This window comes from Methylobacterium nodulans ORS 2060, assembly GCF_000022085.1.
Lineage (GTDB): Bacteria > Pseudomonadota > Alphaproteobacteria > Rhizobiales > Beijerinckiaceae > Methylobacterium > Methylobacterium nodulans.
In genome coordinates, this window is sequence record NC_011894.1 from 5528040 (window position 1) to 5540992 (window position 12953).

The window sequence follows — 12953 nt, forward strand, 5'->3', positions numbered from 1 at the left end:
CGGATTTCGCCGCAATGCTCTTGCGCTCGCCCTTGCGCTGCACAAAATGGCGGCTCGGCTCTGAAAGGGGCGTCGGAACTCGTGTCGATGATTGGAATGGTGCTCGTCACGCACGGTTTGCTCGCGACGGAGTTCAAGGCCGCGCTGGAGCATGTCGTGGGTCCGCAGGAGCAGCTCGAAACCATCACGATCGGCCCCGAAGACGACATGGAGGTCCGGCGCAAGGACATCATGTCGGCGGTCTGCCGGGTGAACAGCGGCGACGGCGTCGTGGTCCTCACCGACATGTTCGGGGGCACGCCGTCGAATCTCGCCCTCTCGTGCATGAACGGCGGCTCCGTCGAGGTCGTCGCCGGCATCAATCTCCCGATGCTCATCAAGCTCGCGAGCGTGCGCGACGAGGAGAGCCTCGGCGACGCCGTCCTCCACGCCCAGGAGGCCGGCCGCAAATACATCAACGTCGCCTCCCGGGTCCTCGCCGGGAAGTAGCGCCCTCCTCCCCCCTCACCCACGACGAGAGCCGGTCGGCCTGACGCCCGCAGCGAACCGGCGCCAGCAGGATTCCGCTTCCCGATGAATGATGCAGATCCCGACGCCTGGGAGCTTCCGCCGGTGCCCGATGGCGCGGTGATGCGGGAATTGCCGATCATCAACCGGCGCGGCCTGCATGCCCGGGCCTCCGCCAAGTTCGTGCAGGCGGTCGAACGGTTTCAATCCGACGTGACTGTCACGCGGGCCGGAGAGACGGTGGGCGGGCGTTCGATCATGGGCCTGCTGACGCTCGGCGCCGCGCAGGGCACCAGCATCATGGTGACCGCGCTCGGCCCCGACCAGGATGCCTGCATGGACGCCATCACGGCGTTGCTCGCGAACCGCTTCGGCGAGGAGGAATAGGCTCGGTCACGCCGAGGCGCGCCGGGCGAAGATCAGGCGGGACGGCCGTTCGGACGCTGCGGTCCGGGCGGGCCGCAGGCCGATCTCGGCCTCCAGCGTCACGATGGCCGGCTTGGCCGGGTTCGGCTCCGACAGGGCGCACCCGGCCTCGCGCCAGATCCGGTCCTGCCCGGCCGGCCCCAGGCGGATCGCTGCGGCGATCACCGCGCCGTCCCGCCGCACGAGATCGACGCCGCAATGCCGGCTTTTGGCGAATCGGCGGGTGACGACGCGCAGCGCCGTGACCGCCGCCGCATCCGCGAGGAGGCTCGCCCCGGCGCGGGCCGCCTCCAGCACCAGGAAGCACTCGACGGCGTCGCGCACCGGGCGCGGCGCACGCACCCGTTCGAGCGAGGTCCGCTCGCGCGGCAGGGGCGGCAGAGCAGGCCGCGCCGGGCCGGCTGCCGCCTGTGGGCGGATGGTGAGGCGACGGCCCGTCTCGGCCGCGACCTCGCGCAGCGCTCTCGCCAGCCGGCCCGCGGGCGGCAGCCCGGGCAGGCGCAGCGAGTCGATTCGCAGGCCGGACGACGCCAGATGGTCGAGCGCTGCGCGAATCACCGCGGGCGCCTGATCGGCATCGATCACGGGCGCGGGCATCCCGGCGAGCGGCAGGGTCCAGAGCTGCGCCGCGCGGCCCGCGCGCAAGCCCCCGGGAAGCTGCAGCGGCAGCAGGCCCTGCAGCACGGGCGCGCCGTCCGCCGCATTCCGCCAGACGAGCAGCAGGGCGAGCCTGCGGCCGTCGGCGAGGTGCTGGGCCATGGTGAGGACGAAGTCCGGCTCCGCGAACACGCTCCGGGACAGGGCGCGGGGCAGGAGATCCTGCCAGGCGGCGATCTCCGTCTCCCGCAGGCTCGACGGATGCCGCAGCTCGGCCGTCCAGCGTCCCTCCGCCTGGAGGCCACCCTGGATCACCGAGAAGGCTGTCATCGTCATGCCCGCCCCCTTGCGCCGCTCTGTCCCGTCCCGGGACGGATTCGCGGCCGCCGCGGCCGCGCCCCGGTTACGGAACAAGAACCATACCGGACGCTCAAGGCCCGCCCGGGATGGCGAGCGGGTTCCCGGTCAGGGCGGCCGCGTCCGGCGCATCGACGGCCGGGCGGCCCAGGAACGCGTCCCAGAGGCGGCGCACGAAGACCGGATCGCCGTCGCGCAGGATCAGGACGAGGCGCGAGGTCCGGTCCGGGCCGGGCCAGCCGTCGAGCGTCACGGGGGCGTGGACGACGTGCTGAACCCCGTGCACCACGATGGGACGCTCGGGCGCATCGGCGAGCCCGACCAGGCCCTTGAGGCGCAGCAGGTTCGGTCCCTGGCCGGAGCGCAGGAGGTCGAGGAACATCTCGAATGCCGCCCGCGGCACCGGCTCGGGGCTGACGAGGCTGAAGGCCCGGATCGCCGCATCGTGCCGGTTGACGTCGTGATGGTGGTGGTCGTGGTGATGGTGGTGCGCCTCAGCGGCCGCCACCGCCTCGGCCCCGAGCCACGCGCGCACATCCGCGATCTTGCCGTCGACCCCGAACAATCCGCCGAACACCGCCTCGGCCGGCGCATCGGCCGGGAGCACGGCGGCGGCCGGGTTGAGGCGCGCGAGCCGCGCCCGCAAGGCCGCTTCCTGCTCGCCCGGCAGATCCGCCTTCGTGAGCACGATCCGGTCCGCCACCGCGGCCTGTCGCACCGCCTCCGCATGCGCATCGAGGGTGCCCATCCCGTTGACCGCGTCGACCACCGTGACCACGCCCTGCAGCGCGAAGCGCATCGCCAGATAGGGATGGTAGAGGAGCGCGTGCAGGATCGGCGCCGGGTCGGCGAGGCCCGTCGTCTCGATCACCACGCGCCGGAAGGGCGCGATCCGGCCGTTGTCGCGCTTGCGCAGCAGGTCTTCGAGGGTGGCGATGAGGTCGCCGCGCACCGTGCAGCACAGGCAGCCCGCGCCGAGCAGGATCATGTCCTCCTCCACGGTCTCGATCAGCAGGTGGTCGAGACCGACCTCCCCGAACTCGTTGACGATCACTACCGTGTCGGCGAGGGCGGGATCGCGCAGCAGGCGATTGAGCAGCGTGGTCTTGCCGGCGCCGAGGAAGCCCGTGAGGACGGTGAGCGGGATCGGCGTCGGCCGGGCGGGTTGTGCGGTCATGCGGTTGGTGCTCGCGCGGGAAACCGCCTTTCTCCCGCACGGGAAGCCGGATTCCAACCCCCGACCGGCGTCAGGCCGCGATCAGCCCGCCCATCCGGGCCACCCGCGCGAGGTGATGGTCGGCATCGCCGAATAGGGCGTCGATCATCGTCACGCGCTTGAAGTAGTGGCCGACGCTGTACTCCATGGTCACGCCGACGCCGCCATGGAGCTGCACCGCCCCCTGGCCGACGATGCGGCCGGAGCGGCCGATCTGCACCTTGGCGCCGGAGATCGAGCGGGCGCGCTCCTGCGCATCCTCCTCGCCCGCCATCATGGTGGCGAGAAAGGCCATCGAGCGGGCCTGTTCGAGCGCAATGAACATGTCGGCGGCCCGGTGCTGGAGCACCTGGAAGGAGCCGATCGGCGTGCCGAACTGCTTGCGGGTCTTCAGGTACTCGACGGTGAGGCGCTGCATCCGGTCCATGGCGCCGACCGCCTCGGCGCAGAGCGCTGCGATCGCCTCGTCGGTCACGCGTTCGATCGCCGGCAGCGCATCCTCGGGGCTGCCGAGCACCGCCTCGGGGCCGACCCGCACCGAGGAGAGCGAGATCTCCGCGGCCCGCTGCCCGTCCTGGGTCGGGTAGCCGCGCCGCGAGACGCCCTCGGCATTGGCGTCGATCACGAAGAGGCCGATGCCGCCCCGGTCGCGGCGCGCTCCGGCCGTGCGGGCCGAGACGATCAGCCGGTCGGCGCTGTCGCCATGCAGCACCAGCGACTTCTCGCCTTCGAGGACGAAGCCCGTCCCGTCCTGCCTCGCACTGACGCCGACGTCGTGGAGGTCGTAGCGCGCCTGCCGCTCGTGATGCGCGAAGGCGTAGCGGGTCTCGCCCCCGATCAGACCGGGCAGCCATTCGGCCCGCTGGGCAGCCGAGGCCGCATGGCGCAGGAGGCCGCCGGCCAGCACCACGGTCGCGAGATAGGGCTCGAGCACCAGGGCGCCCCCGAACGCCTCCATGACGATCATGGTCTCGACCGGCCCGCCGCCGATGCCGCCCTCCTCCTCGGCGAAGGGCACGGCAAGCAGGCCCTGCTCGGCGTAAGATCTCCACATCTCCGGCGAGAAGCCCTCGGGATGACGCCCGTGGCGCTTGCGCGCCTCGAAGTCGTAGCGATCGGCGAGGAGCCGCTCGACGCTGTCCTTGAGGAGGCTCTGCTCCTCGCTGAGGTCGAAATCCATGGGCGTTTCTTCCTGATCGTCGGAGTGGCGGCGACGCGCCGCCGATCGTTCTCGCCGCCCCACTGTCCCGGGTTTCCTTCCGCGGACGATCCCGTCGTGCAGGCCCGAACGGGCTCGGGAACAGGGGAGGCGCTACAGGCCGAGGATCGCCTTGGCGATGATGTTCTTCTGAATCTCGTTCGAGCCGCCGTAGATCGAGATCTTGCGCCAGTTGAAGTAGGTGGGCGCGGCCGGCCCCGCCCAGTCGGGGCCGATCGGGGGCTCGTTGGTGCCCTGCGCGGCCTCCTCGTCCTCCGGCCGGTAGGGCAGCGCGTAGGGACCCACCACGTCGAGGAGGAGTTCCGTCGTCGCCTGCTGGATCTCCGAGCCCTTGATCTTGAGGATCGAGGAGGCCGGGTCGGGCTTGCCCGTCTCGCGTCGGCGCTCGGCCGCCACGACGCGCAGCTGCGTCATCTCCAGGGCCTTCAGCTCGATCTCGAGCGCGGCGAGCTTCTCGCGGAAGCGGGGATTCTCCAGGATCGGCCCATCGCCGACCCGCTCCAGCGCCGCCAGCTCCTTGAGGCGCCGGATGCGCTGCTTCGAAACCCCCACGCGCGCGATGTTGGTGCGCTCGTTGCCGAGCAGGAACTTGGCGTAGTCCCAGCCCCTGTTCTCCTGGCCAACGCGATTCTCGACCGGCACCCGCACGTCGTCGAAGAACACCTCGTTGACCTCGTGGCCGCCGTCGAGGGTCTGGATCGGCCGGACCGTGATCCCGGGCGTCCGCATGTCGATCAGCAGGAAGGTGATGCCCTCCTGCTTCTTCACCGTCGTGTCGGTGCGCACGAGGCAGAAGATCCAGTCGGCGTGCTGGGCGAGCGTGGTCCAGGTCTTCTGGCCGTTGACCACGTAATGGTCGCCGTCCAGCACCGCCCGGGTCTTCAGGGAGGCGAGATCGGAGCCGGCGCCGGGCTCCGAGAAGCCCTGGCACCACCAGTCGTCCAGGTTGGCGATGCGCGGCAGGAAGCGCTTCTTCTGCTCCTCCGAGCCGAACTGCGCGATCACCGGCCCCACCATGTAGACGCCGAATTGCAGCGGCGAGGGCGCCGGGAAGCTCTGCAGCTCATCGAGGAAGATGTACTGGCGAACCGGGTCCCAGCCGGTGCCGCCCCACTCCACCGGCCAGTTCGGCACCGCCCAGCCCCTGGCGTTGAGGATGCGCTGCCAGGTGACGATGTCCTGCTTCGAGGGATGGTGCCCGTCGACCATCTTCCGCCGGATCTCCTCCGGCAGGTTCTCCCTGAAGAAGCTGCGGACCTCCTCGCGGAAGGCGCGCTCCTCGGGGGTGAAACGAAGGTCCATGAGAGCCTCCCGGCCTGTCGTGATCATTGCCCGATCGGGTATCCGCCGCTCGACCAATCGGCGAGGCCCCACGGGGATCCCCTCTCCCGAGTGGGAGAGGGGTTCGCGCGCTACAAATCCTTGAACCCCTTGCCCTCGGCGGCCAGCCGCTCCAGCAGGGGCGAAGGCTTGAAGGCGTCGCCGTACTCGGCCTCGTAGGCGCGCAGCCGTTCCAGCACCTTCGGCAGCCCGATGCTGTCGGCCCAGTACATCGGGCCGCCGCGATAGACCGGCCAGCCATAGCCGTTGATCCACACGATATCGATGTCGGAGGCGCGGATCGCCTTGCCCTCGTCGAGGATCTTCGCACCCTCGTTGACCATCGGGTAGAGGCAGCGCTCCAGGATCTCCTGGTCGGAGGCGGCTTTACGCCTCACGCCCTGCCGCTCGGCTACCGTGGCGATGATCTCCTCCGTGACCGCCGACGGCATGGCGTTGCGCTTGGCGTCGTAGTCGTAGAAGCCGGCCCCGGTCTTCTGGCCGCGGCGGTCCCGTTCGCACAGGAGGTCGCGCACGCTCTCCGACTTGTTCGTCTCCCGGCTCCAGCCGATGTCGAGGCCCGCAAGGTCGCTCATCGCGAAGGGGCCCATCGGCAGGCCGAACTCGTAGATCACCCGGTCCACGTCCCAGGGCTTCACGCCCTCAAGGATCAGCCGGTTGGCCTCGCGCTGGCGCTCGGCCAGCATGCGGTTGCCGACGAAGCCGTGGCAGACGCCGACCAGCACCGGGATCTTGCCGATCGTGCGGCCGATCTGCATGGCGGTGGCGATGACGTCCCTCTCCGTCCTGGCGCCGCGCACCACTTCGAGGAGCCGCATCACGTTGGCGGGCGAGAAGAAGTGCATGCCGATCACGTCGCCCGGGCGGCTCGTGACCGAGGCGATCTCGTCGATGTCGAGATAGGAGGTGTTGGACGCCAGGATCGCCCCGGGCTTGGCGATGCGGTCGAGCCGGGAGAAGATGTCCTTCTTGATGCCCATGTCCTCGAACACGGCCTCGATGATGAGGTCGCAGCCTTTAAGGGCTTCGAGCTCCAGGGTATCGGTGAGGAGGCCCATGCGGGTCTCGACGTCCTCCGGCCGCAGGCGCCCCTTCCGGGCGGTGGTCTCGTAGTTGCTGCGGATGATCCCGAGGCCGCGGTCGAGGGCCTCGCGCTTCGTCTCGACGATCGTCACCGGGATCCCGGCATTGAGGAAGTTCATCGAGATGCCGCCGCCCATGGTGCCGGCGCCGATGACGCCGACCTTGGCGATCGGGCGGGTCGGCGTGTCCTCGGGCACGTCCGGGATCCTGGCGGTCTGGCGCTCGGCGAAGAAGACGTAGCGCTGCGCGGCCGACTGGCTCCCGGAGACGAGCTTCAGGAACTGCTCGCGCTCGAAGGCGAGGCCCTGGTCGAAGGGCAGGGTGCAGGCCGCCTGGACGCAGGCGATGCAGGCTTCCGGCGCCTCGAAGCCGCGCAGCCTGCGGGCGTTCTCCCGCCGGAAGGCGTCGAACAGCCCCGGATCGTCGCGGCCCTCCGCGAGGCGATCCTCGCGGTCGCGGATCCTGGTGAGGGGGCGCCCCTCCGCCACCACGCGCTCCGCGAAGGCGACCGCGTGGGCGCGTAAGGAATCCTCCGGCGCGATCTCGTCGACCAGCCCCATGGCGGCCGCCTGTTTGGCGCCGATCGGCGCGCCGCCGACGATCACCTCCAGGGCCTTCCGCGGCCCGACGATGCGCGGCAGGCGCTGCGTGCCGCCCGCCCCCGGCAGGAGGCCGAGCTTGACCTCAGGCAGGCCGAGCTTCGCGGAAGGCACCGCGACCCGGTAGTGGCAGGCGAGCGCCGTCTCCAGGCCGCCGCCGAGGGCGTTGCCGTGGATCGCCGCGATCACCGGCTTGCGGGCCCCCTCGATGCGGTTGAGGAGGTCGGGGAGCACGATCCCGCGCGGCGGCTTGCCGAACTCGGTGATGTCGGCGCCCGCGCTGAACATGCGCCCGCCGCCGATGAGCACGATCGCCTTGACCGCTTGGTCGGCCTCGGCGCGCTCGACCGCGGCCCGGATCCCCTCGCGCAGGGCGGCGCTGAGCGCGTTCACCGGGCCGGATTGCAGTGTCAGGACCGCGACCGGGCCCTCGCGGCTCTCGGAAACGGCGGGTGTCACCTCGGTCATTCCGGCAATCCTTAGTCGATCTCGCCTCAGTAGATCTCGAAGAGGCCGGCGGCGCCCATGCCGCCGCCCACGCACATCGTGACGACCCCGTACTTGGCGCCGCGGCGGCGGCCTTCCAGCAGGATGTGCCCGGTCATGCGGGCCCCCGACATGCCGTAGGGATGCCCGATGCTGATGGCGCCGCCATCGACGTTCAGCCGCTCGTCCGGGATGCCGAGCCGGTCGCGGCAATAGAGCACCTGGCAGGCGAAGGCCTCGTTGAGCTCCCAGAGGTCGATGTCCTCGACCGAGAGACCGTGCTGCCGCAGGAGCTTGGGCACCGCGAAGACCGGGCCGATGCCCATCTCGTCGGGCTCGCAGCCGGCCACCGCCATGCCCCGATAGGCGCCGAGCGGCTGCAGGCCGCGCCGCTCCGCCTCACGCGCCTCCATCAGCACGCAGGCTGCGGCACCGTCCGAGAGCTGGCTCGCATTGCCGGCGGTGACGAAGCGGCCCTGCCCGATCCGCTGGCCGTCCTTGAACACCGGCTTGAGGGCCGCGAGATCCTCCAGCCGCGTCTGGGGCCGGTTGCCCTCGTCCTGCGACAGGGTGATCTCCCGCGGGGAGGTCTCTCCGGTCACCTTGTCGGTGACAATCATGCGGGTGGTGACCGAAATGATCTCCTCGGCGAAGCGGCCCGCTTCCTGCGCCGCCGCGGTGCGCCTCTGGGAGCCGAGCGCGTATTCGTCCTGCGCCTCGCGGCTGATACGATAGCGCTCCGCCACCGTCTCGGCGGTCTCGATCATGGTCATGTAGAGCGCGGGCACGTGCTCCACGAGCCAGGGATCCGCCCCGCGGAACCGGTTCATCTTGTCGTTCTGCACGAGCGAGATCGATTCCAGGCCGCCGCCCACCGCGACGGCGAGCCCGTCCGCCACGATCTCCTTAGCGGCGGTGGCGATCGCCATCAGACCCGAGGCGCATTGGCGGTCGACGCTCATACCCGCCACGCTCGCCGGCAGGCCCGCCCGCAGCGCCGACTGGCGCGCCACGTTCGACCCGGTCGAGCCCTGCTGGAGGGCCGCCCCCATCACCACGTCGCCGACCTCGGCCGGGTCGATGCCGGCGCGCTTCACGGCCTCGGCGATGACATGGCCGCCGAGGGCCTGTGCCTGGGTATCGTTGAAGGCGCCCCGATAGGCCTTGCCGATGGGCGTGCGCGCGGTGGCGACGATGACGGCTTCCCGCATCTTCAGTCTCCTCCTGCCCGGGGCGCCGCCGCTGCGGTCCGACCGGACGCGTGCTGTTTTATCGGGGAATGGGTATGGCGCCGCAAGGCCCAAAAACCGCGAGCTGCGCCCTATACATCCCTCCCTGCAGCCGCGTTTTCGAAAGGGCGGCTTGCTTAATCGCCATAGAGAGCTAAGGTCCTCGCAAAACGCAAGAGGTTTTGGAGGAGCGCCCGTGTCGCTGTTCGATCTCTCCGGCCGGGTCGCCGTGGTGACCGGCTCCTCGCGCGGTATCGGCCGGGCCATCGCCGAACGTCTGGCCGAGCACGGCGCGCGGGTCGTCGTCTCCTCCCGCAAGGAGGAGGCCTGCCGGGCGGTGGCGGAGGCGATCAACGACCGGCACGGGCCGGACCGCGCCCTGGTGGTGCCGGCCAACATCTCGTCGAAGGCCGATCTGGAGCGGCTGGCGCGCACCACCGAGGACCGGTTCGGGCGCATCGACGTGCTCGTCTGCAACGCCGCCACCAACCCCTATTACGGGCCGATGAGCGGGATCAGCGACGAGCAGTTCCGCAAGATCCTCGACAACAACGTGGTGGCCAACCACTGGCTGATCGGCTTTGCCGCCCCCGGGATGATCGCCCGGCGGGACGGATCGATCATCATCGTGTCGTCGGTGGGCGGCCTGAAGGGCTCGGGCGTGATCGGCGCCTACAACATCTCGAAGGCCGCCGACTTCCAGCTCGCCCGCAACCTCGCGGTGGAGTTCGGGCCGCACAACGTGCGGGTCAACTGCATCGCCCCGGGGCTGATCCAGACCGACTTCGCCCGGGCGCTGTGGGAGGATCCGGCGAGCCGCGCCGCCTACACGGCCCGGACTCCCCTCGGCCGCATCGGCCAGCCGGACGAGATCGCCGGGGCGGCTTTGTTTCTGGCGAGCCGCGCCGGCGCCTTCATGACCGGCCAGAGCATCGTGGTCGATGGCGGCCAGACGATCACCTGACCTGCCACGGCGTGCCGAGGATTTTGACGATGTTGCAGGTTTTGCCCGAACACCGCACGGCACCGTTCCGAGATCTGCCGAGGACCCGAGCCTGCCGATGATGCCGTCCCCCGCCTGGCCCGCCCTGTCCTTCGCCGAGGCGACTGCGCGCCTCACCGCCCCGGGCTCGCCCTTCGCGGTGAGCGAGGCGGTGATCCGGGGCGTGCCGACCCGGATCTGGGCCGCCGCGCCCCCGACCCTGCGCGAGGTCTTTCTCGCCGGCCGCCGGCACGGCGAGGCGACCTTCCTCGTCTACGAGGACGACCGCGCGAGCTTCGAGGCCTTCGCGCGCGCCGTGCTGGCGCTCAGCGCCGACCTGATCCGCGGCGGCCTGCGCCCGGGGGACCGGGTCGCGATCGCCATGCGCAACCTGCCGGAATGGCCGGTCGCGTTCTTCGCGACCCTGCTCGCGGGGGCCATCGCCGCGCCGCTCAATGCGTGGTGGACCGGCCCGGAACTCGAATACGGACTGATCGATTCGGGGGCGACCGTCGCCATCCTCGACCCCGAGCGGTTCGACCGCATCGCCGAGCGGCGCCAGGCCTGCCCGGCCCTCGCCCGTATCCTCCTCGCCCGCGGCACCGAACCCGGCGCGGAGAGCCTGGAGGGGATCATCGGGCCCGTCTCCGCCTGGGCCTCCCTGCCGCCCGGAGAGCTGCCGGAGGTGCCGCTCGCGCCCGAGGACCTCGCGACCCTCTTCTACACCTCCGGGACGACGGGCCGTTCGAAGGGGGCGATGGGCACCCACCGCAACGGAGCCTGCGCGGTGATGGCCCATCCGTATTCGGCCGCGCGCGCCGCCCTGCGCCGGGGCGAGCCGGTGCCCGTACCCGATCCGCGGGCGCCGCAGAAGGTGATGCTGGTCTCGGTGCCGTTCTTCCACGTCACCGGCTGCTTCGCGACGCTGGTCTCGGCCCTCTCCCGCGGCTCGCGCCTCGTGCTGATGCGGCGCTGGGAGATCGCCCGGGCGCTCGACCTGATCGAGCGGGAGCGCTGCACCAGCGCAGGCGGCGTGCCGACCATCGCCTGGCAGCTCCTCGACGGCCGGGAAGCAGGCACGCACGACCTCTCCTCGCTCGAAGCCGTGACCTATGGCGGGGCGCCCGCGCCGGCCGAGCTGGCCCGGCGCCTGCGCGCCGCCTTCCCGCACGCGGCCCCGGCCACGGGCTGGGGCATGACCGAGACCTCCGGCACCTTCACCCACCACATGGGCGAGGAATACCTGAACCGGCCCGACAGCTGCGGCCCGCCGCTGCCCGTCTGCGAGGCGCGGATCGTCGATCCGGAGGGACGCGCGCTGCCGCCCGGCGAGATCGGCGAGCTGCAGGTGAAGGGCCCCAACGTGGTGGTGGGCTACTGGAACCGCCCCGCCGAGACGGCGGCGGCCTTCCGGGACGGCTGGCTCGCCACCGGGGACCTCGCCCGGATGGACGAGGAAGGCTTCATCACCATCGTGGACCGCGCCCGCGACATGCTGATCCGCGGCGGCGAGAACATCTATTGCTGCGAGGTGGAGAACGCGCTCCACGAGCACCCGGCGGTGGTGGACGCCGCCGTGGTGGCGATCCCGCACCCGACGCTGGGCGAGGAGCCGGGCGCCGTGGTGGCCCTCGCCCGCGGGCAGGATACCTCCGAGGAGGAGCTCAAGGCCTTCGTCGCCGCGCGGCTCGCGGCCTTCAAGGTGCCGGTGCGCATCCTCTTTTACGACGAGATCCTGCCGCGCAATCCGAGCGGCAAGATCCTCAAGAGCGAGCTGCGGAAGCTGTTCTGATGCCGTCTACATGGGCTCGGCGCCGCGCCCCATCGCGGCGACGCCCGTGCGCGAGATCTCCACAAGGCCGATCGCCGACATCAGCTTCACGAAGCGGTCGATCTCCTCGGTCGAGCCGGTGAGCTCGAACACGAAGGAGGTGAGCGTCGCATCGAGCGTGCGGGCGCCGAAGGCCGCGGCGAGGCGCATCGCCTCGACCCGGTGCTCGCCCCTGCCCGCCACCTTCACGAGGCAGAGCTCGCGCTCGAGCGACTCGCCCTGAAGCGTCAGGTCGACCACCCGGTGCACCGGCACCAGCCGGTCGAGCTGCGCCTTGATCTGGTCGATCACGGCGTTGGTGCCCGCGGTCACGATGGTGATGCGGGAGAGGTGCTGGGCGTGCTCGGTCTCCGAGACGGTCAGGCTCTCGATGTTGTAGCCGCGCCCCGAGAATAGCCCGGCGATGCGGGCGAGCACGCCCGGCTCGTTGTCGACGATCACCGCCAGCGTGTGGCGGTTGATCGACTCGACCCGAACCGGCTCGGGGTAGTGGGTGTTCATGGCGTTCATGGCGTCTCTCCACTCCGCTCTCCCGAGGCGGAGACGGGTCGGGGGATCGAAGATTCTGGGCCGGGATGCCCGGCCGGATGGAGCGCGGCCGAGATTCTGTTCAGGGCGGCGTCGAGGTCGGACAGAACCTCGTCGTTGCGGAAACGGATGAGCGCGAAGCCGGACCGCTCGATCTCCTTGGTTCTCCGTGCGTCGTAGACGTCATGCCAATCGTGCTGGCGTCCGTCCAACTCCACGATCAGCTTCCGCTCGAAGCAGAGAAAGTCGACGGTGTAGAGCAAGAACGGGGCTTGCCGGCGGAACTTCACCCCGTGCAAGCGCCGGCCGCGCAGCGCACGCCAGAGAACGTCCTCCGCCGAGGTCGCCTGCTGCCGCAGGCTGCGCGCGAAACGCCGTGGCTCCCGGATCATCCTGCACACCCATCGAGAGTGGCTTGCGGAGAGAACCCCTCTCCCGTTTGGGAGAGGGGTAGGGGTGAGGGTGGAGACGGTGCAGCAAAAGGCCTGAACCGTGCCGCTGCCAGCGCGACGCTCAGCGTTCAACCCTGAACCCGCGCCACCCTCACCCCTG

At 70.7% G+C, this 12953-nt stretch carries 12 protein-coding genes; 4 read left to right on the plus strand and 8 right to left on the minus strand.

Annotated elements, in window-relative coordinates; translation table 11 throughout:
- Window positions 1–87 precede the first annotated feature (87 nt).
- Together MNOD_RS25725 and MNOD_RS25730 are read left to right on the plus strand one after the other, a co-directional pair.
- A complete protein-coding gene (locus MNOD_RS25725; RefSeq protein ID WP_043749418.1) occupies window positions 88–489 on the plus strand; it encodes a PTS sugar transporter subunit IIA in 402 nt (133 codons plus the stop codon).
- An 84-nt stretch (window positions 490–573) separates the two neighbouring features.
- Entirely contained in the window at window positions 574–894 is a 321-nt protein-coding gene (locus MNOD_RS25730; protein WP_015931888.1) for an HPr family phosphocarrier protein, read from the plus strand.
- Between the two features lie 6 nt (window positions 895–900).
- On the opposite strand, the gene MNOD_RS25735 is transcribed toward MNOD_RS25730, so the two are convergent.
- From MNOD_RS25735 to MNOD_RS25760, 6 genes are all read right to left on the minus strand, one after another.
- Entirely contained in the window at window positions 901–1866 is a 966-nt protein-coding gene (locus MNOD_RS25735) for a GNAT family N-acetyltransferase (RefSeq protein ID WP_015931889.1), read from the minus strand.
- 94 nt (window positions 1867–1960) lie between these two features.
- Window positions 1961–3064: a CobW family GTP-binding protein gene (locus tag MNOD_RS25740; protein ID WP_015931890.1), complete on the minus strand. Its 1104-nt coding sequence runs from the start codon at window positions 3062–3064 to the stop codon at window positions 1961–1963.
- 70 nt (window positions 3065–3134) lie between these two features.
- Entirely contained in the window at window positions 3135–4283 is a 1149-nt protein-coding gene (locus tag MNOD_RS25745) for an acyl-CoA dehydrogenase family protein (RefSeq protein ID WP_015931891.1), read from the minus strand.
- Window positions 4284–4415: 132 nt separating this feature from the next.
- The gene (gene pimC, locus MNOD_RS25750) at window positions 4416–5624 is read right to left on the minus strand and encodes a pimeloyl-CoA dehydrogenase large subunit (protein WP_015931892.1); all 1209 of its coding nucleotides are present in this window, start codon (window positions 5622–5624) and stop codon (window positions 4416–4418) included.
- Window positions 5625–5734: 110 nt separating this feature from the next.
- Window positions 5735–7813, minus strand: a complete 2079-nt coding sequence (locus MNOD_RS25755) for a 3-hydroxyacyl-CoA dehydrogenase NAD-binding domain-containing protein (RefSeq protein ID WP_015931893.1) — start codon at window positions 7811–7813, stop codon at window positions 5735–5737.
- Between the two features lie 26 nt (window positions 7814–7839).
- Window positions 7840–9042: an acetyl-CoA C-acyltransferase gene (locus MNOD_RS25760; protein WP_015931894.1), complete on the minus strand. Its 1203-nt coding sequence runs from the start codon at window positions 9040–9042 to the stop codon at window positions 7840–7842.
- A gap of 214 nt (window positions 9043–9256) precedes the next feature.
- Here MNOD_RS25760 and MNOD_RS25765 point away from each other — a divergent pair, with 214 nt between their 5' ends.
- Window positions 9257–10024 (plus strand): SDR family oxidoreductase, encoded by a 768-nt coding sequence (locus MNOD_RS25765; RefSeq protein ID WP_015931895.1) that lies wholly within the window; start codon window positions 9257–9259, stop codon window positions 10022–10024.
- Between the two features lie 97 nt (window positions 10025–10121).
- A complete protein-coding gene (locus tag MNOD_RS25770; protein WP_015931896.1) occupies window positions 10122–11834 on the plus strand; it encodes a class I adenylate-forming enzyme family protein in 1713 nt (570 codons plus the stop codon).
- A 6-nt stretch (window positions 11835–11840) separates the two neighbouring features.
- Here the strand turns inward: MNOD_RS25770 and ilvN are convergent, their stop codons facing one another.
- Together ilvN and MNOD_RS25780 are read right to left on the minus strand one after the other, a co-directional pair.
- Window positions 11841–12383, minus strand: a complete 543-nt coding sequence (gene ilvN, locus MNOD_RS25775) for an acetolactate synthase small subunit (protein ID WP_015931897.1) — start codon at window positions 12381–12383, stop codon at window positions 11841–11843.
- Window positions 12380–12793, minus strand: coding sequence for an endonuclease domain-containing protein (locus MNOD_RS25780; protein ID WP_015931898.1), 414 nt, complete (start codon window positions 12791–12793; stop codon window positions 12380–12382). Before MNOD_RS25780 ends, ilvN begins: the two co-directional genes overlap by 4 nt.
- Window positions 12794–12953 lie beyond the last annotated feature (160 nt).

Bases quoted from the DNA above. Each gene is read 5' to 3' on its own strand.
- MNOD_RS25725 (WP_043749418.1), top strand. From the start codon at position 88: ATGATTGGAATGGTGCTCGTCACGCACGGTTTGCTCGCGACGGAGTTC.
- MNOD_RS25730 (WP_015931888.1), top strand. From the start codon at position 574: ATGAATGATGCAGATCCCGACGCCTGGGAGCTTCCGCCGGTGCCCGAT.
- MNOD_RS25735 (WP_015931889.1), bottom strand. From the start codon at position 1,866: ATGACGATGACAGCCTTCTCGGTGATCCAGGGTGGCCTCCAGGCGGAG.
- MNOD_RS25740 (WP_015931890.1), bottom strand. From the start codon at position 3,064: ATGACCGCACAACCCGCCCGGCCGACGCCGATCCCGCTCACCGTCCTC.
- MNOD_RS25745 (WP_015931891.1), bottom strand. From the start codon at position 4,283: ATGGATTTCGACCTCAGCGAGGAGCAGAGCCTCCTCAAGGACAGCGTC.
- pimC (WP_015931892.1), bottom strand. From the start codon at position 5,624: ATGGACCTTCGTTTCACCCCCGAGGAGCGCGCCTTCCGCGAGGAGGTC.
- MNOD_RS25755 (WP_015931893.1), bottom strand. From the start codon at position 7,813: ATGACCGAGGTGACACCCGCCGTTTCCGAGAGCCGCGAGGGCCCGGTC.
- MNOD_RS25760 (WP_015931894.1), bottom strand. From the start codon at position 9,042: ATGCGGGAAGCCGTCATCGTCGCCACCGCGCGCACGCCCATCGGCAAG.
- MNOD_RS25770 (WP_015931896.1), top strand. From the start codon at position 10,122: ATGATGCCGTCCCCCGCCTGGCCCGCCCTGTCCTTCGCCGAGGCGACT.
- ilvN (WP_015931897.1), bottom strand. From the start codon at position 12,383: ATGAACGCCATGAACACCCACTACCCCGAGCCGGTTCGGGTCGAGTCG.
- MNOD_RS25780 (WP_015931898.1), bottom strand. From the start codon at position 12,793: ATGATCCGGGAGCCACGGCGTTTCGCGCGCAGCCTGCGGCAGCAGGCG.